The sequence below is a fragment of the Parafrankia sp. BMG5.11 genome (genome assembly GCF_004337455.1).
The window spans coordinates 257,849-274,683 of record NZ_SJXI01000018.1 but is presented as its reverse complement, the minus strand read 5'-3'; the positions used below and the strand labels follow the sequence as shown (position 1 = coordinate 274,683).

The window sequence follows — 16,835 nt, the reverse complement described above, 5'->3', positions numbered from 1 at the left end:
ACGACCCTTCCAGGTCCACGAAATCACCGTCCAAATGCAGGCTGACGATCTGCCGCGTTCCTTCCACGGTGAGCTTGTGGCGGAACGCGAACCCTTGGAGGATGAGGGTGGATTCTTGCGTCTGCGAACCCTCCCGCACCAAATACAGGCCCGCCTCGCAAGTCCGTTCGCGAAACGGGAGATTGAACAGTGCCTGCCGATCAGTCTCGTCAAGCGCGGCTCGCTTCGCGAACTTCGTGACCATGCCGGCCAAGGTTTCCGGTAATGAGCCCAAGGCTCCCACTCCTTCTGAAGGGCGGGAGCACAACGTTACTCTCAGTCGCCAAAGCCCACATATGTGATCAGCGATAGCACTGCCTTATCATAACCCGCCGAATTCCCCCAAACATATGTTGTGGCGCGTGGCCTAACGTGCCTGCTTCCTTACATCCATTGTTGCGCCGATCCGCCTGACGCTCGGAACTCCAGGAGAGGATTTCGCATTGTTATTCCATGACGACCTTCCGCATTGAAATAATCAACGAGCATTTCGAACAGTCAGCGGAGCTTGAAGCTTCCGACGTTATCACGGCTTGGAGAAAGGCCATGCAGAGCACGATAACCATAGCGGCCGATCAGGTGTCTCATGGGAACCCGTTTTTCGGGGCCGAGGTGAAACTCACTGAAGGGAAGAAGCAGATTGGTCGCTACATCGTCTCTGTGGGAGCGACCCCTTTGAAGAATTGACCGCCCGCTTTCGGGCGGTGCCAATGTCCGCCGTGGTGCGGTCAAAAATCGCCCAATCCGGCGTCCGATGATCCTCGATAAACCGTAGAAAACGCAGCAACAATGTTAGCTTGGGAAGCCAATCTGTGGCTCCATCGTTGAGGATCGGAGGGGTCGCGAAAGGAGAAAATCTATGCCCCGGGGTGACAAGTCGAGCTACACTGACAAGCAGAAGCGGAAAGCCGAACATATCGAGGAAGGATACGAAAAGCGCGGGACCAGCCACGAGGAAGCCGAGCGGCGCGCCTGGGCGACGGTGAACAAAGAGTCCGGCGGCGGCAACAAGTCCGGCTCTGGACGCGGTAAGCAAGAGAACCATGAAAGTTCGCGCAAGGGCGGTCACAAGGGCGGCTCCAGCCAAGGCGGTGAGAAACGCTCGGCCGCTGCGAAAAAGGGTTGGGAGACGCGTCGCAAGAACGGCAACGGCTAGTGCCGCAGACGCCCCTCCTCACACGACGCGTTTCACCCGCCATTCCCGACGAGACCGTGCCATGCCCGTGATCGGCTGGAAGCTCGACCGACAGGACCGAGAGGCTTTGCTGGGCCGGGTCCGTCCGCGCTGGCCCAACGTCTTCGCGGACCATGTGACACTCGACGCTCACGCAAAGCGCGGCGACCGCCTGCCTCCCGACGTCCGCGCAGAGGTGGTCGGCGAAGCCGACGATGGCAAGGGCCTCCAGGCGGTGGTCGTTGCGATCGACGGTTCAACCGACCGGCCCGACGGTAGCGTCTATCATATCACCTGGTCTCTCGACCGGGCTGCGGGCCGCAAACCTGTCGAAAGCAACACCCTGCTTGCGCAAAAGGCTTGGCAGCCAATCGATCCGCCCATTCCGATACGCCTGACACCAGCACGACTGAACTGATGCAACTCTTCCTCGACTGCGACGGCGTACTAGCCGACTTCGACAAGGGCGCGATCGAACTGCTGGGCATGCCTCCACGCGCGTATGAGAAACGGCACGGCGTCGGTGCGTTCTGGCGTGAACTTAGCCGGCATCCCGACTTCTATGGCATGCTCCCGCTTATGCCTGACGCGATGGAGCTGTTCGAGGCCGTTCGCCACCTGGACCCGGTAATCCTCACCGGCCTTCCGCGCGGCAAGTGGGCTGCGCCGCAAAAAGTCCGCTGGGCTGCCCAGCATTTCCCGGGAACGCGCATCCTCACAGTCATGGCCGTCGACAAGCGCAACCATGCGCGGGAGGGCGACATCCTCGTCGATGACCAGCTGAAGCATGCGCACCTGTGGGAGGGAGTAGGCGGCATCTTCGTCCATCACAAGGACGCGCGCAGCACGCTTGAGCTGTTGCGCGGTCTAGGAATACCCATTCGCTTATCATCCTCCGCGGCCGCCGGCAGGTCTGGAGAAGCCCCATGACCGATTTCCCGAAGCAGCGGAAACGCATGGTCAAAGAGCATCTCGCCGGACGCGGCATCCGCGACGAGCATGTGCTTGCGGCGATGCGCAGGGTTCCGCGCGAGCGCTTCGTACGCGAGGGGCTCGAGGAGTTTGCTTACGAGGATTCGGCGTTACCGATTGAACACGAACAGACCATCTCGCAGCCGTATATCGTCGCCGCCATGATCGAGGCGGCCGAAGTGCAGCCCGGCGACACTGTCCTCGAAGTCGGCGCAGGCTCGGGCTATGCTGCGGCGGTGCTCGGCCAGATCGCGGAGCAGGTCGTCGCGGTCGAACGGCACCCGGGTCTCGGCAAGCTCGCCGCCGCGCGAATGGCCGCCCTCGGATACGCCAATGTCGAGATCCGCATCGGCGACGGGACGCGCGGCGCTCCGGCAGACGGACCGTTCGACGCGATCCTCGTCGCCGCCGGCGGGCCGGACATTCCCGACGAGCTCAAGGCACAGCTGAAGGTTGGCGGCCATTTGGTCATGCCGGTCGGAGACCAAGACGGCCAAGCGCTTTGCAAGATTAGCCGGGTGGCGCGCGACACCTTCGAACAGCAAAATATCGGCGCGGTCCGGTTCGTGCCTCTGATCGGCACGGGGGGATGGCGCGAGAACGGCAGTCGCTCGGCCAGTAACCATGTCCCCGGGGGAACCGGCCGGCACGCGCTTGCCGAGATGATCGCCGATGCCGCAGAAGAGCTGCCCGCCTTCGACGATCCGTCATTTGGCAAACTGTTCGACCGTTTCGCCGACCGACGCGTGGTCATGCTCGGTGAAGCGAGCCACGGCACCAGCGAGTTCTATCAGGCGCGGGCCGCAGTCACGCGCCACCTCATAGCCAATCATGGCTTCAACATCGTGGCGGTCGAGGCCGACTGGCCGGATGCCGCGCGCGTCGATCGTTATGTCAGACACCGCCCCATGCGCGATGGCGACGAAGCCCCCTTCCGGCGCTTCCCGACCTGGATGTGGCGCAATACGGACGTTCAAGCGCTCACTTTGTGGATGCACGATCACAACCGGGACAAGCCGCCTGCCGAGCGCGCCGGCTTCTACGGCCTCGACATCTACAATATGTCTGGATCGATCGGAGCCGTGCTTGACTATCTCGATCGCGTCGATCCTGAGGCTGCCGCGGTCGCCCGCGAGCGCTACGGTTGCTTGACCCCATGGCAGACCGATCCTGCAACATATGGCCGGGCGGCGCTGAAGAGCGGATATGCAGAATGCGAGACCGCAGTAATCGCGCAATGCCGCGATCTGCTGGCAAGTCGGCTCGATTATTCCGCGGGTGCAGGCGATGATTTCCTGGACGCAGCGCAGAATGCGCGTCTGGTCGCTGCCGCCGAGCGGTACTACCGGATCATGTATTACGGCGGCGCGGAGAGTTGGAACCTGCGCGACACGCACATGTTCGAAACCCTCGAACATCTCCTTGCAGCCAAGGGTCCAACCGCCAAGGCGGTGGTTTGGGCGCACAACAGCCATATCGGCGACGCGCGCGCCACCGACATGGGGAAAAGCCGCGGCGAGCTCAATATCGGCCAGCTGGCACGCGAACGCTCGGACAGCGCCGCGGCGCTGATCGGCTTCGGCACGCACCGCGGCACCGTGGCGGCCGCGACCGACTGGGACGGCGACATGGAAGTCAAGCAGGTGAACCCCTCGCGGCGCGACAGCTACGAGCGGCAGTTTCACGACAGCGGCAAGGATCGCTTCCTCCTAGATCTCGCGCCCGACCGCCATCCCGCACTCCGTCGACGGCTATGCGAGCCCATGCTGGAGCGGTTTATCGGCGTCATCTACCGTCCCGAGACCGAACTCTGGAGCCATTACAGCCAAGCGGTGTTGGCCGAACAGTTCGACGCTTTCGCGTGGCTGGATGAGACACGCGCAGTGACGCCGCTGGGCCCCGAGCATCATCGCGGGATGCCCGATACTTATCCATTCGGAGAATAAGCGCTCTTGGATGCCATTTGTAAGGCAGAGGCGCGTCTTGTCGAGGGCTTGGATGTAGCGGGCGAAAAGTCACTCGTTCGACCGACTGACTTGACGAAAAAGGTGTCTGCTAAGACGGCCAATCCGTGCTGGAAGTCCCTGGACGGCTGCTTTGGCGCGCCGCACCCTTCAAGCTGCCAGTCCGCTACCGGCCCAGAAACGGCCGGCCGTGTGATCATCCGCTCGATGTCTGCATTCCACCCACATGCGGACACCCCCGGCTCCGCCGTGTCGCTAGCGAAGCAGCCATCCCTTGGCGCGGGATGGCCACTCCAACTTCAGATATCAGTGTGCTCGGCGAGCGTAAGTGCGTCTTCGATGTCGACGCCAAGATAGCGCACCGTGTTCTCGATCTTGGTATGTCCCAGCAGGATCTGGACTGCGCGTAGATTGCCAGTCGCCTTGTAGATCATTGAAGCTTTGGTCCGGCGCAGCGAGTGCGTGCCATACTCGGCGCGGCGGAGGCCGATTGCGGTAACCCACTCATCGACCAGCCGGGCATATTGTCTTGTGCTCATGTGATGCGTGCGATTGATGCGGCTGGGGAATACATGCTGATCCAACGAACCGCCTCGTCGCTCGAGCCACGCGAAGAGGCTGGCACGCACATCGCTGGTGAGTTCAAACTGCACGGGTCGTCCCGTCTTTTGCTGGATCACCATCGCTCGGGTACGCACCGCATCGCCCGAAACGAGATCGGCGATCCTGATCTTCACGAGGTCACACCCGCGAAGCTTGCTGTCGATGGCAAGGTCAAACAGGGCGCGGTCCCGCAGCCGGCCTTCGCGATCCAGGAAAAAGCGGATTGCCCAAATCTGCTTCTGCGTCAGTGGTCGCTTGGTCCCCACGGTCTTGTCGGCGTTCCAAGGTACTCGTGATTGCATCGAAGAATCGTATTGAGAGTAGCCCATGACATTTCTCCGCGGCCGGAATGGCCAATGGAGAAACAGAGCTGACGGTCAGATGCTGGTCCGTCTGCTCAATGGCAGGTCCTAGCGAGGAAAGGGCCAAAGCCGCGTGTCGGCTTTCAGGCAGCCTCCGCTGGACTCGGCGCGACCGCAATTGGGTGGTATGCGGAAAATAGGCCCTCCGTCCAGTTTGCATTGTATTCGCCCAGTTCTCGCCGCGAGTCTTGGCAGCTACCGGCCTTCAATCTTTCCGATGAATACCGAGGTAGGCCATCCTACGATAAAGCGTCGAACGGCCGATGCACAGACTACGCGACGCCTCTGACACACAACCTGCGTGGTGAATGATCGCCGCGCGAATAACCTCCTCCTCGATGTCGCGAAGTCGGCGAAAATCGCCAGATTCGGTCAGAAGGAGAAGAGATTGGCGTGCCTTCGGTGTTATCTGAGACAGCACGTCATGGGTTAACTCATCGAAACGGCCGGCGTGACTTTCGTTTTGGACGCTTCCTGATTGCCGAACTTCGCATTTTTCTGAGCGCGTTGCCATTATCTCGCGGGCCTAGCGACGCTGGGTTATTACACGCTGCGGTTCGTGGGCGGACTTATCGGCTAAAGCCTGGGTCGCTCTCTCGCGCGCTTGTTCAAAGCTCAATCCCCGGACCCAGTATCCGTCTGCCACCAGATCGAATTTCTCGGCGATCTCTTTGTAAAGATCCATGCGGATTGCCTCCGATAGGTCACCTTCCCGGCCGCCAAAGAGAGCCCCGCCGTAGCGGGGCTGAGTGAAAGGGCCGCATGCCGGGAGGGGGCATTAGGGGACGGGGCCCTTGAATTGGTTAATGACGGAGTCGGGTCGCCGCCGCCATAACCTAAGCTAACAGCGCAAATATTTTAGATGGGACTCGCGGATGATCACATTCGCGTTTTGATAAACGTTCCCTGGAAATGGCCCGTGGTGAACCGAGAGGGTCGACTCGAACTCTCTGAGATCCATTATATCATTCTTAATCGCAGCCTCTCCTTGCGCTGCCTACGACTACTCCGGGCCGGGAGAGGAGAACACCTTGGTTAACCAAAAGCGACAAGCTCACACCTACAGAATAGCCCACTTTGGCAGCGATGGACGATTCCACGTCTCGCCGAGTTTGAAGCACGCGATGCAGCCTTTGCACTCGTTGAGTCGCAACACCTTGCTCCGGCGGAGTGTCCCATCCGCATCTCGGAGGACGGCCGGGAGCTTGGAACTGTGAAGCGCGCTCTTGAAGGTTTTTGGTTCATCTCAAGCCGCACCACTTAAGGCTAAGAGGGGCATACTGGCGACCGCAATGGGGTCGTTTGCTGACGTGCAGCTTTTCGTCAGCGAGCGGTGAAAGCCGACCGTCCGCTTTCAGACACAGCAGCGCCGGTCGTCAACGTCCGCAAATGGGTGGTTAGCCGACACCACGCGGGTAACATGCCATTTCCATTTCTATGAACACTGGGCTGCCAAAAGGGGATGTTGAAGATTAGCAGCAAAAAGGTGTAGACTTGGAAGCACGACGAGCCGCCAGTCGGCAGACGCAGCTGAGAACTGTGGTGGTCAGAAGATCGCGATGAGGAGGCAGTATGCTTGACCGAAGAACTCTAGTTTGCGCGTCGCCGATCATCGCGCTCGCGGCAGCGTCGGGAGCAATGGCGACAACTCAAGACAAGTCGGACAGCAATAAAACATTTGTGCGTAGATTCTTCACGGAGGTTTGGAGCACCGGCAATCTTGACCTGCGGGATGAATTTCTAGCCCCCGATTACCGAGGTCACATATCCGGCTCGGCCGCGGCGATCGATCGGGAGGGATGGGCAGGATGGTTCCGCGGCTTTCGTTCCGCATTTCCTGACGCTTCCTTCACGGTGGACGACATCATTGGAGAAGGTGAACTTGTCGCTGCAAGATTGACGATGCGTGGCACGCATTTGGGGACATTGAATGGCATCCCTCCTACTGAACGCTCTGTGGTCGTCAGTGGCATGAGCATCGAGCGTATTGTCGAGGGCCGCATAGTTGAAGGCTGGAATGAGAACGATGCTCTGGGCATGCTTGCACAGCTAGGGGTCTTCCCTCCCCCCGCGGCGTAATCGCGTCAGCCAATGACGTCCGCCTAAGGTCGCTTGCGGAATGGCCGCTTACGGCGCTGCGGCCACCAATAGCGGCCATTCCGCTACCGGCCCAAGTTCAGACGAATTCCCGCCCGAGCGATGCTGGATGCCGTCACCTTGTATGGTGGGTCATCTCAGTCGCCTGGATAGGGGGCAGCCCGACACCGGGCTGCCGATCGTCTGTCGTCCGCTCAAGCTCACTGCGGGAGGTTGCGTAGCCTAGTCTAGAAAGCGCGTCGCGAGCCATCTTGCGTGATGCACGTGCGTTCGCCATTCGAGCATGGTGCGTTAACTTTCAGGGGGAAGAGATGCGGGTATGGGCTGCTTTCGTCGTTGCCGCGGTGGCCACTTCGGTGACACCGGCCTTTGCCGGTTCTGCCGACGGGACCGCTCCTGCCACCGCACAAGTCGATGCCGATGAAGAGGCGGCGAGGCGGTGGATTGCCATCAATCTGCAGGCATTCTCGTCGAACTCTCCCGAGCCAAGCGAGCTGGCCGCGATCACCACAGGGCTCGAAGGGGCGCGCGTCATTGGCATCGGTGAGGCCACGCATGGATCGCATGAAGACCTTACCTTCAAAGCCGCTCTCATAAAGCAACTCGTGCGAGGGGGTCGGATCGACGTAATCGCGCTTGAAGCGAACCGAGCGGTGGAGGTGGCGCTGGATGGCTACGTCCGACGCGGAGTTGGAGACCCGGTAGCGCTTGTGCGTTCGCCCAGCTTCTTTCGCATTTGGCGGACGGAGGAGTTTGTCGACCTGATTACTTGGCTACGTGCCTGGCGCTCGCCGGCGGCAAGCCGATCGAGATCATCGGAGTTGATCTACAAGACAGCAGCGCTGATGCCGAAACGGCACTTGCTTTCGTAACGCCGAGAGCGCCCGCGAAGTCTGCCGCCATTCGAGAGGGTTTCTAAGACCTGCTTTCTGCCTCAAAAGCGGTTAAACTGTACCCGTGGATCGTCGCTGCTGACCAGCGCAAGTATGCTCGCGCAGTAGCCGCGGCATCTGCACTCGAAGCCTTGCTGGCAAGCAACGCGGATGCATAGGGCAACGAGCCGGGCTATGAAGAAGCCAACTATGCCACGCAAACGGCGACGCAAGGACTGAAGTCTACGATTTGGAAGTGGGCGGCGCCGCTCCGAAGAAGGCTCCTCCCGAATACTGGGCCAGGCGCGACCGGATGATGGCTGACAATCTCATGCGCCTCGCGCGCGACCGACGAGTCGCCATCTGGGCTCATGACATGCATCTTCTCGGAGACCCGCCAGTTGAAGCTCAAGTGCCCGATGCAGCGACTTGGTTAGGCAGGGAGATGAACAGACGGCTTGATGCCAATTATGTTAACGTGCAGTTCGCCTGGACTGAGGGGAGCTTTCATGCGGCGATTGCAACCAGCTTCACAGGTGCCGAGGCCGCCAGTCAGCCGCCGTTGGTGCCGCAGAGCCCGGGTAACAAGCTCGGCTCGTTCGGCCATTTCTTAGGAGAGATCCCCGGTGAGCGCTGGGGTCGATCTTCGCTCGCTGCCTTCAACCGACTGGTCTAAGCGTTGGGGCCAGCAGCATACGTATTGGCGCGGCTGGGACGGTTTGGGCATTAACCCGGAAAACTGGCAAACGGATCGCGAGGACAAGATCCAGCTTCGTCTTTCGACCGAGATCCTGGTCTATTTTCGGACCATCACGCCAACCCGGCTTTTGCCTGAATATGATCTAAAGGAGACTTGCTCCAGAAGTAGGTGCGCTGCGTCCGCTCCACCCCGAGGTCCTCATTCGCCCGAAGCTGCATGTCCGCTGCCGGCCGAGAAGCGGACCACAGGCTGAAGCAACCATCGGCTAAAGCAATCAACTGAAGATTCGATTTTTCAGGCCAGATCTCTAGGCGACCATTCAGAGGGCGGAGACCCGGGGGCGGGTGCCCGAGGTACCCCTCCCCGTATGGCGGAGCCACTGTCCGCCGAAACTCACGACATTGTGCCAATTAGCAGCCAGACAGCGGCGTCACCCCCCACTCCGCCCACCACTAATCGAGTAAATCTGCCGCTGACGGAGGCAGAACGAGGTCCCCGCTTTTGGCTGCCATCCGCATAGCCGCCTGCATCACTATTGACTGCACCCGAGCATCGACTTGGTGGCTGGGTGCCGGGAGCGCCCCTCCCTTCGAGGTGACATCCAGCCGGTCACCGTACACTGGGGCCATCAGCTTCGAGAGCATCCATTTGCGAGTATCTACCGCTAGCTTGATTGCTTGGACTTCGTGACTGGTAGAGGCTGCCCTCGCCTCGCCAGCCAGATCACACAAACCGTCTGCCTTCCGCTCCAGCCAAAGGTCTCGCGCGCGCGTCATCGCCTCATCAAAGGCAGGCACTTCGCGCATCCAGCGTGTCACTGTCGACCAAGACGGCAGATCTGGCCTCGCAGCGAGGGTTTTGCAAAGGCCGTGATCCGACATAGCGCGCGCCTCACAGACCTCGCTCGCGAGGAGCGGATCATACGGGCGTATCGGGCGACCACGGGGCGCAGGGAGCAAGTCATTCTCCATGACCTAGATTGTAACCCAATGCCAAAAGCGTGCCTATCCTAAGCTGCCGGTTCAATTACTTGTCTCAGACGCGCCGCGACATATTGGCATGCGCGAACTTCATTTGGGCTGGCCTACCGTCGTGCTTCATCTGCTTCACCCCCTAAAGGGGAGTGAAGCAGATGAAGCAGATTACGCCGGACTTGGCACGGTTGCTTCAACCGCTTCAAACAGCACGTTTGAAACATTTGGATCATCTGGATCGTGAGCGAAAATAATATCACCATGGCGAAAGAGGAAGCCGTCTTCGATGAGTTGCTTCAACGCTCGCTCGGCGTGTGAACGCCGTTGATCTCGCTTCGGTCGCTCGGGATCGGGGCCTGCGAAGTAGATGGTTTCCTCAACTACTCGGTCGAGCAAGCTTTCGATCGGGACACCGTCGGCCATCCCCGAGAGGTCGATCACGGTCGACATGACCCTCTTCTGCACCTTGCCCGTCGGCTGGGCTTGTGAGACCTCCCGAGCGTCAGCGCCCCCATGCACAACGATACAGCTACTTGCGGTCTCTTCAGCGTCCACCTTCGACAAGCGAACCGTATGGAGCTTGAAGGGATACACTGACCCCTCCGCCCCGTCCTTCATCTTGGTAATCTGGGCTCTGTTGCCGCCTAGGAACCTCGCTACACTGAGTTCCACGTCGACAGCACCGCGTAGTCCAGACCACCCGCGGGGCCCCTTTTCACTGTCCTTTCCAGTGTGGTGCACTAGTAGCACCATCGCTCCGGTACGGGCGTGGATGTCGCGGCAGACCTTGAGTGCCTCGCCCATGGCCTCGGCAGAATTCTCATCACCGCCAGGTATAACCTGTGCCAGCGTGTCGATGATCACTAGTGTCGGACTGACTAGATCGAGTTCTCGAATAAGGTTCTCTGGATCCTCCCTGGTCAGAAGGTCCGGCTGATCACCAATAACTCTGAGATGCTCGCCAAAGTCGGCCCCATGGTATTCCATGTACGCGTGGATGCGGTTGCGAAAGCCAGACGCTCCCTCTGCACAGATGTACACAACTGACCCCTGCCCGCACTCGATAGTGTTCCAGGGAACTCCGAGCGCGACTGAGGCGGCAAGATCGAGCACCCAGAAGGTTTTCCCGCACGCTGGCGGTCCGTAGACCAAGCCAACGGTCGCCAGCGGCAAGACGCCTTTGACCAGCCATTCAGTTCGCTTTCCGGCAATCCATTGACCAGCCGGGACAGCTTCGAACCGGCGACGCACAGTCAGGTCTGCGAAGTCTCGAATAGACTCCTCCATGCGCGCCTGCTCGCTCCGAAATTGGTAGGTTTGGCCCCCGTGAGCGTGGCTTCGAATGCATGGCTCACCATGGTCAAGATAAGCGGTCGCGATCCGGCGATCGCCACGGTAGTCGGGGTCAAACGGATCTGCGAAGCGCTTGCTGTGCCAGGTTGCTCTGTCCGCTAGCACTTCTCGAACTGTGACCGATCCGCCCTCCTCTGGATACAGGATCAACTCTGCCGGAAGAACCTGTTCTTCGGTTTGCACGAATGACTGCAGCAATGCGTCCCGTTCATCGGGCGCGATCGGGGCGCGGGCCTCGCACCGGCGGACGTGTACCTCGGCCCACTCTGCTCGACGCCGCTGTGCTTCGGGCGCAGTGAGCGCCCGCGCCTCAGCGATAAGCTGATCAACTTCAGCGCACTCCTCTCCTGAGAGCGGCTTAAGATCCTCTAGCCACGTCTCGCGTTCGAGCATCTCATCGGCTGCGCCGGGGAAGTAAGTAAAACCTGGAAATTCCTGGCGCACGCCATCTTGGCAGCACGCACGAACGAAGCAGAGGTGCTCCGGCTTGAAGACTGCTTGGTCAAACAACGTCACCGGATCGCACTTGCCATCAGCCCTGATCCTGATGTTGCCCCACCCGGCGAGCCACAGCCGTTGATCGATGATCTTGGCAAATTCAGGAATCCGCTGAGCATCCCTGACAGGCAGAAAGGCGTGGCTTCGACCAAGGTCTGTCAATTGCCTGCCATCCGGTGCTACCAGGCAAGAAGACGATGACGGCTTGAGTGCGATCGGCACGAAAGGGAGCTCTGGAACAGCGGCCCGCAGTACTTCGACGAGTTCGTCCTCCCCGAGGACAGCGTCGCCATCTTCCAGGTCGTAATCGAGCATCATGATGCCAGGAGCCTTGGCATAGCTGAAGCAGTCCCGTGTTCGCGCTACCACCGGCTTCGAATTTGAACTCTCGGCAAGATATTTTTTGGAGACAACGTCAGCTCGCTCATGCCCGCAAAGACCGAAGGCTAGCGCCTGTTCCGAGGACATCGCGCAGGTCCCTTCCGCATAGCAGCGCAGGCTCGGGAAAGACCGTTGCTGGCAGATGCTGCCATGCACCGACATCTGCTGGTCCTTGCGCAGGGAGCCATCAGCCTTGAGCCCTCGGATCTTCCCGAAAGGTCTCCCGGCCGGAACCGTGAAGACTGTAACCGTAAGCAGTTGAGGATCAGGACAGTGCGCTGGCGGGCTCTCTGAGTTTTCCGGAGCCACGAGCTAACTTTGGCGCCGCTTGCGCGAAGCTCGCTCTTCCATCCAGCCGTCGACCGCTGCTTCCTCCCATACAGCGCACCGGGGCGAGAGCATGAAATGCGCCGGAAAGTCACCAGCGCGCTCAAGCTCGTAGAGGTGCGTTCGTGAAATCCCCAGCTTCTGAAGAACCGCGGGACGGCGTAAAAAACGAGTTTGAGCCATATTGACCTCGCTAGCGCGTGAGCGTGTTGGTATGGCTGTAAGCGTATTGGCACGAACGATGTCGGTAAACTCTAAGCATTCACTTCAATCCCGCATCTCTACTTGAAGTTATTGATTAAACTTCAAGTCAAGGGCGAGTGCGGATTTCGATGATCTGCTCACTTGTGAAGCGCCTCGTGACCGACGAAGCCAAGATGTACCGCAAGATCGGTCGCGACCTCGCCGAGCACGGCACTAGCGTCCACGCCGCCTTCGACTATGTGAACCTCGAAGATCGCACCATCCACACCAACCCGGTCGAAGGCGCATTCTCGATCTTCAGGCGCGGTATGCGCGGCGCGTATCAGCATTGCGCCGAACACCACCTGCACCGTTACCTTGCCGCGTTCGAGTTCCGCTACAACACGCGCACCGCGGACGGTTTTGACGATCGCCGGCGCGGCGGGGAAGCGCTTCGCGGCATCATCGGCAAGCGCCTGACTTATGGGGGGCCTCGTAAAGACGGCTAGGCAGCCCGAACAGCTTTGGCTAGCCGGTCTAAAACCGCGTCGGAATAGGCGCTGGCGCTAAGGGGTATCGCCACTCAATTCTGCTCGTGTACGTTCCCTCGCTTCAGGGGAGAGTCACGGGTTTTGCGTGGTCAGTTGTCTGCCATAGACATTGAGTCGCTTTGCGCGGAGTTATTAGCCGCGCCAAAGACGATTCAAGGCAGAATGGGCTGGACATCGGTTAATCGCGCTGACTAATCGTCTTGTAGCTTCCGAGTTATTTGCCCAAGTGAACCCCGTTCATTACTACGTCTCCACTTAACGGCGCAAAAGAGAAAGCTGCCTCAGAAGGCGAGTTTCGCGCTGAAGTTCGGCGAGTATCAGCTATTGAGACTAGACTTAGAGCCTAGAAGGCTGCATACGAACAAGAAGACCCTCGGCTCGGTTGGGGTAACCCACTGGCACGGGTTCGATGGCGAGGCTGAACCCGATGATCGCACCATGGTACATCGCGACTGGTTCGATGCGTTTCTTACGCGCGCACATATTGAGTTTAAGGGCCGGTATAGGAAGCCGCCTTATGAGCCTGAGCAGATAGTGCTGCTATGACCAGGCCGACGCCACAGGAACTGAAGCGAGAACTCTGCGACCTCACGGTTGTGGAGCCGACGACGTTTGGCTTCGAGATCGCTCTGGCGCAGGTTTACGGCAACGGCGAGACGGTGATCGTCACCGTGCAGCACGAAGACGGTAGTCGCTTCTACGTTCATGACGGCGGCAATGGCGCGATGGCCCTTGAAGCCGGCGGTCATCCAATGTCGGCAAAACTAGAAGACGATCTGCGACGGGGCGTGTCCGCGTACGGCTGTAATATTGCACAGGCGCGCGTGTCCAAGCAGTGCTCAGTGGACGATGTGGCGGCGACCGCGGCGATCGTCGGCTGTGCATCGCGCTTCGTTGCCGACTATCATTTGCAGTCTGAAGTGCGGCCAATGTTCGATTTCCGCCAACAGGTGATTGAGACCTTGGCGGAGACGATTGGCTCTAATCGCATCCGAGAGAACGACGAGGTGACCGCTAAGTCTGGCTCTCGGTATCAAGTGTCGGCGACCATCCTCGACGAGCGCCAAACGAAACCGGTGGCATACGTCGAAGCAGTCTCGAACCATCAGTCAGTCACGCGCAAGTTCCGCGCGCTGTATGACATCATGCACACTCCGATGATCGCAGAGACGCAGCGCGTTGCGATAATCGACGACACGCGCCGCAACATCACCAGCGCCGACCTCGCGCTGTTGCGCGATGTGAGTAAGACGGTCGGCTTTCGCGAGCGCAACAACCTCTCGCGAATCGCGGAGCTCATACATTGATGGAGCCGAAGACCCAGCTCGACAAGTTCAAGGAAGCCGCGCGCGAGTTTGAATGCGACGACGACGAACAGCGCTTTAAGGAGTGGCTAGGGAAGCTGGTTCAAAGCGACAGAAAAGCGCCGCCTCAAAAGCCATGATGCAATTTGCGTTGTCACTAGCGCAAATTTGCCGCATCAATCGGCGGCACAAAGCGGACGTTAATCGTTGTTTTCGACGATAACGTGATGCAACCGTCGGCAAAAGGAGGCCGTTCCCTGTGACACATGCGCAGCAAATCGCCGTTTTGGCACGGCGCATTCGTGTGCATACGAAGCGCAGCGCTCGGTCACAGGAAACCGCAATGCAAGCGCTGATCCGGAAGGGCTTCTTTACAGCAGACGGTAATGCGGTGCCCGAGTTCGCGCCTGAGACTGCTGACGCTTGAGTCGCTTAGCGGCGTCGTTCGTACTCGGTTATCACGGGTGCGACGCGGACGTAGCCGCCAAGGTAGTCGCCTGTGAGACCTTCTTAGTCCCTAGCGACAAAGCGTATGATTGGCTCGGCCCTGGTATATATTTCTGGGAGGCCGATCCCGAACGAGCGTGGCGATGGGCTGTCGAGAGATGTGCGGAACGCGGTACGGAACCGGCCGTCGTCGGAGCTGCCATAGACTTGGGTTACTGCCTCGATCTACTCTCAAGTTCTGGACAGGCGTTGGTTCGAGACGCGTATGAATCGCTGGTAGAACTGTACAAAGCTGCCGGTAAAAAAATGCCTGAGAACTCGAACTCAGCACGCGGAGGTGACACGGATCGCCGGCTGCGCAAACTTGACTGCGCGGTTATCCGGAACTTGCATGATGAGGCGAGTGAGCAGCCGTTCGACACGGTGCGCGGAATGTTCACCGAGGGGGAACCAATCTACCCCGAAAGCGGCTTCTACTCCCAAAGCCACGTGCAGATCGCGGTACGGAATCTTGATTGCCTTAAAGGCGTGTTCCTAGTGCCTAATCCATAGCCCCTTCCCTACAGCGCCCCCAATCCGCCTAGCTGGCGTAATGCGCCGCCCGGATCGCACAGAGTTTCAGTTCACGATGCTGCTGGTCACGGCCATAGTGCCGACTGCATACTATAAGGTGCGGTTGTGATCGGGCTGATCTAGCGAAACGGAACACCAGTTGGCCCAATCCTCCATAAGCGCTTGGCGTTTTGCCAGCATGTCTCCGCGGCGGTAAGCCGCCTCGACCTTGTTCCCAACGGCGTGCGCCAGAGCCATCTCCACGACCTCAGGATGGTGGTGGGTGTGCTCCGCAGCCCAGTCGCGAAACGTCGACCTGAACCCGTGCACCGTCACATCGGCCAGCCCCATACGCTTCAGTACTGCCGACAAGCTCATGTCGGACAATGGCCGGTTCCTGAAACCAGGAAAGATCAGTGGACAGTCGTCGACTGCGGGCACCTTGTCCAGCAACGCCAGAGCCGCTTCCGATAGCGGCACTCGATGCTCGCGGCCAGCCTTCATCTTTTCGGCAGGGATGATCCAAAGTTCACGCTCGCGATCGACCTCGTCCCACCGCGCCTGGCGCACCTCTCCTGACCGTGCAGCGGTGAGGATGGTGAACTCGAGAGCACAGGCGCTTAGCCCCTCTCGCTCGCGAAGCTTGGCCATAAAAGCGCCAATTTCTGCTGCTGCCATGGCCGGATGATGGCGCACGCGCCGCACCTTAGACGTTCGGGGCAAGACAGCCTCAAGCCCGCCTCGCCAGACTGCGGGATTTTCGCCGGACCGCCAACCCATCAGCTTCGCGCTGTTGAGCACCGCCTCTATGCGCATGCGCACCCTGCTCGCCGTCTCCGGCTTTGTACTCCAGATTGGCTGGAGCACAGCCAACACGTGACCGACTTCGATGTCACGCACCGCTAGATCTCCGATGACGGGATAAGCGTACGTCTTTAGTGTGTTTTCCCATTGCTGCCGGTGCTTGAGATTGCGCCATCCTGCCTCTTGAGCAGCGATGTATGTGGTGGCCGCTACGCGGAAGGTCTTACCCTCGAGCACGGCCTCCCGTGCCACTGCTGCCTGAGCCTCTTGCTGCTGGATTGCTGCGCTCTTCTTAACCTCCAGCGGATCCACCTTGTTGGCGACCATCGCGCGCAGCCGGGCAGCCTCCGCGCGTGCTACGGCGATCGGAAGAACGGAGGCGGATCCGAGACCCATTTCGCGGCGGCGGCCATTCACCTGATAGCGGAAAATCCAGCTCTTGGTGCCCTGCCCCTTAACCTGAAGGTACAGTCCGTTGCCATCGGCATGTATACCGGGCTTGGCATTCTTGAGCTGCAAGGTCGTGATCGGCATCGCTCGTCCCACCATTTGACCCACCACACGAGAGGTGACTTGGGCAGAACGGCAATGAGCGCTAAAGAGCGACCTCTGTCAAGGAACCGCGGAAATTCGCCGATCTTCTGGTGAATTCCGACCATTCTGGAACCTCACAGAATG

General features: G+C 59.7%; 17 protein-coding genes and 2 pseudogenes. 11 read left to right on the top strand and 8 right to left on the bottom strand.

Annotated features, from left to right (window positions below; translation table 11 throughout):
• A pseudogene (locus tag E0504_RS15715) lies at nt 1–274 on the bottom strand (Crp/Fnr family transcriptional regulator); the annotation flags it as partial.
• A gap of 218 nt (nt 275–492) precedes the next feature.
• On the opposite strand from E0504_RS15715, the gene E0504_RS15710 reads away from it, so the two are divergent.
• The 5 genes from E0504_RS15710 to E0504_RS15690 all read left to right on the top strand — a co-directional run bounded on the left by E0504_RS15710 (nt 493) and on the right by E0504_RS15690 (nt 4,131).
• Nucleotides 493–726 carry a hypothetical protein gene (locus tag E0504_RS15710; RefSeq protein ID WP_131624989.1) on the top strand — a complete coding sequence of 78 codons (234 nt, stop codon included), beginning with the start codon at nt 493–495 and terminating at the stop codon, nt 724–726.
• A gap of 172 nt (nt 727–898) precedes the next feature.
• On the top strand, nt 899–1,195 hold the full coding sequence (locus E0504_RS15705) for a plasmid stabilization protein (RefSeq protein ID WP_131624988.1): 297 nt from the start codon (nt 899–901) through the stop codon (nt 1,193–1,195).
• 61 nt (nt 1,196–1,256) lie between these two features.
• Nucleotides 1,257–1,631, top strand: coding sequence for a hypothetical protein (locus E0504_RS15700; protein ID WP_131624987.1), 375 nt, complete (start codon nt 1,257–1,259; stop codon nt 1,629–1,631).
• Nucleotides 1,631–2,143, top strand: a complete 513-nt coding sequence (locus E0504_RS15695) for a hypothetical protein (protein ID WP_207974431.1) — start codon at nt 1,631–1,633, stop codon at nt 2,141–2,143. Before E0504_RS15700 ends, E0504_RS15695 begins: the two co-directional genes overlap by 1 nt.
• Complete coding sequence (locus tag E0504_RS15690) at nt 2,140–4,131, top strand: protein-L-isoaspartate(D-aspartate) O-methyltransferase (RefSeq protein WP_131624986.1); 1,992 nt, start codon at nt 2,140–2,142, stop codon at nt 4,129–4,131. The genes E0504_RS15695 and E0504_RS15690 overlap by 4 nt, the downstream gene beginning before the upstream one ends.
• A 317-nt stretch (nt 4,132–4,448) precedes the next feature.
• Here the strand turns inward: E0504_RS15690 and E0504_RS15685 are convergent, their stop codons facing one another.
• The 3 genes from E0504_RS15685 to E0504_RS50400 form a co-directional block, all read right to left on the bottom strand.
• Nucleotides 4,449–5,081 carry a tyrosine-type recombinase/integrase gene (locus E0504_RS15685; RefSeq protein ID WP_131624985.1) on the bottom strand — a complete coding sequence of 211 codons (633 nt, stop codon included), beginning with the start codon at nt 5,079–5,081 and terminating at the stop codon, nt 4,449–4,451.
• Nucleotides 5,082–5,319: 238 nt separating this feature from the next.
• On the bottom strand, nt 5,320–5,628 hold the full coding sequence (locus tag E0504_RS54240) for a helix-turn-helix domain-containing protein (RefSeq protein ID WP_131624984.1): 309 nt from the start codon (nt 5,626–5,628) through the stop codon (nt 5,320–5,322).
• A gap of 12 nt (nt 5,629–5,640) precedes the next feature.
• Nucleotides 5,641–5,799 carry a hypothetical protein gene (locus E0504_RS50400; protein WP_165938524.1) on the bottom strand — a complete coding sequence of 53 codons (159 nt, stop codon included), beginning with the start codon at nt 5,797–5,799 and terminating at the stop codon, nt 5,641–5,643.
• 887 nt (nt 5,800–6,686) lie between these two features.
• On the opposite strand from E0504_RS50400, the gene E0504_RS15675 reads away from it, so the two are divergent.
• From E0504_RS15675 to E0504_RS15665, 3 genes are all read left to right on the top strand, one after another.
• A complete protein-coding gene (locus E0504_RS15675) occupies nt 6,687–7,193 on the top strand; it encodes an ester cyclase (RefSeq protein WP_131624983.1) in 507 nt (168 codons plus the stop codon).
• A 329-nt stretch (nt 7,194–7,522) separates the two neighbouring features.
• The gene (locus E0504_RS15670) at nt 7,523–8,083 is read left to right on the top strand and encodes an erythromycin esterase family protein (protein WP_131624982.1); all 561 of its coding nucleotides are present in this window, start codon (nt 7,523–7,525) and stop codon (nt 8,081–8,083) included.
• Nucleotides 8,084–8,339: 256 nt separating this feature from the next.
• Nucleotides 8,340–8,759 (top strand): erythromycin esterase family protein, encoded by a 420-nt coding sequence (locus tag E0504_RS15665; RefSeq protein WP_131624981.1) that lies wholly within the window; start codon nt 8,340–8,342, stop codon nt 8,757–8,759.
• A 476-nt stretch (nt 8,760–9,235) separates the two neighbouring features.
• On the opposite strand, the gene E0504_RS54235 is transcribed toward E0504_RS15665, so the two are convergent.
• The 3 genes from E0504_RS54235 to E0504_RS54230 all read right to left on the bottom strand — a co-directional run bounded on the left by E0504_RS54235 (nt 9,236) and on the right by E0504_RS54230 (nt 12,499).
• Nucleotides 9,236–9,754 (bottom strand): hypothetical protein, encoded by a 519-nt coding sequence (locus E0504_RS54235; RefSeq protein WP_373693904.1) that lies wholly within the window; start codon nt 9,752–9,754, stop codon nt 9,236–9,238.
• A gap of 171 nt (nt 9,755–9,925) precedes the next feature.
• On the bottom strand, nt 9,926–12,151 hold the full coding sequence (locus E0504_RS15660; protein WP_131624980.1) for a helicase RepA family protein: 2,226 nt from the start codon (nt 12,149–12,151) through the stop codon (nt 9,926–9,928).
• A 150-nt stretch (nt 12,152–12,301) separates the two neighbouring features.
• On the bottom strand, nt 12,302–12,499 hold the full coding sequence (locus E0504_RS54230; protein ID WP_131624979.1) for an AlpA family transcriptional regulator: 198 nt from the start codon (nt 12,497–12,499) through the stop codon (nt 12,302–12,304).
• A 173-nt stretch (nt 12,500–12,672) separates the two neighbouring features.
• Here E0504_RS54230 and E0504_RS15650 point away from each other — a divergent pair.
• The 3 genes and pseudogenes from E0504_RS15650 to E0504_RS50395 all read left to right on the top strand — a co-directional run.
• Nucleotides 12,673–13,008: pseudogene (locus tag E0504_RS15650) on the top strand (transposase); the annotation flags it as partial.
• Nucleotides 13,009–13,592: 584 nt separating this feature from the next.
• Nucleotides 13,593–14,357, top strand: coding sequence for a hypothetical protein (locus tag E0504_RS15645; protein WP_131624978.1), 765 nt, complete (start codon nt 13,593–13,595; stop codon nt 14,355–14,357).
• Nucleotides 14,357–14,494: a hypothetical protein gene (locus E0504_RS50395; protein WP_165938514.1), complete on the top strand. Its 138-nt coding sequence runs from the start codon at nt 14,357–14,359 to the stop codon at nt 14,492–14,494. Before E0504_RS15645 ends, E0504_RS50395 begins: the two co-directional genes overlap by 1 nt.
• A 970-nt stretch (nt 14,495–15,464) precedes the next feature.
• Here E0504_RS50395 and E0504_RS15635 read toward each other — a convergent pair.
• Complete coding sequence (locus E0504_RS15635) at nt 15,465–16,691, bottom strand: site-specific integrase (RefSeq protein WP_207974429.1); 1,227 nt, start codon at nt 16,689–16,691, stop codon at nt 15,465–15,467.
• Nucleotides 16,692–16,835: the final 144 nt, after the last annotated feature.